Here is a 614-nt window from a genome sequence, read left to right on the forward strand (position 1 = left end):
CTCGCCGCCAAGTACGGCCTCACGGTCAGCGGCGCCCGGCCGTCCCTCGGCGAGTACGTCCGTCAGCTCTGGGACCGGCGGCACTTCATCCTCGCCTTCTCCCGGGCGAAGCTGACCGCCCAGTACAGCCAGGCCAAGCTCGGCCAGCTGTGGCAGGTGGCGACCCCGCTGCTGAACGCGGCGGTGTACTTCTTCATCTTCGGCCTGCTGCTGGGCGCCAACCGGGGCATCCCGAAGGACGTGTACGTGCCGTTCCTGGTGACGGGCGTGTTCGTGTTCACCTTCACCCAGAGCTCGGTGCTGGCCGGGGTGCGGGCGATCTCCGGGAACCTGGGGCTGGTGCGGGCGCTGCACTTCCCGCGCGCCTCGCTGCCGGTCTCCTTCGCGCTCCAGCAGCTGCAGCAGCTGCTGTACTCGATGATCGTGCTGGTCGTCGTGATGGTGGCCTTCGGCAGTCTGCCCGCCCTGTCCTGGCTGCTGGTGGTCCCCGCGCTGCTGCTGCAGTTCGTGTTCAACACCGGGCTGGCGCTGGTCTTCGCGCGGATGGGCAGCAAGACGCCCGACCTGGCCCAGCTGATGCCGTTCGTGCTGCGCACCTGGATGTACGCGTCCGG

At 69.1% G+C, this 614-nt stretch carries 1 protein-coding gene; it reads left to right on the forward strand.

Features of this window, described 5'->3' with window-relative positions:
- Window positions 1-614: ABC transporter permease (locus tag KUM38_RS32925; RefSeq protein ID WP_217134950.1), on the forward strand; the 614-nt coding region annotated here is incomplete at both ends.

The sequence above is a fragment of the Streptomyces sp. AC558_RSS880 genome (genome assembly GCF_019049255.1).
In the GTDB taxonomy this organism is placed as follows: Bacteria; Actinomycetota; Actinomycetes; order Streptomycetales; family Streptomycetaceae; genus Streptomyces.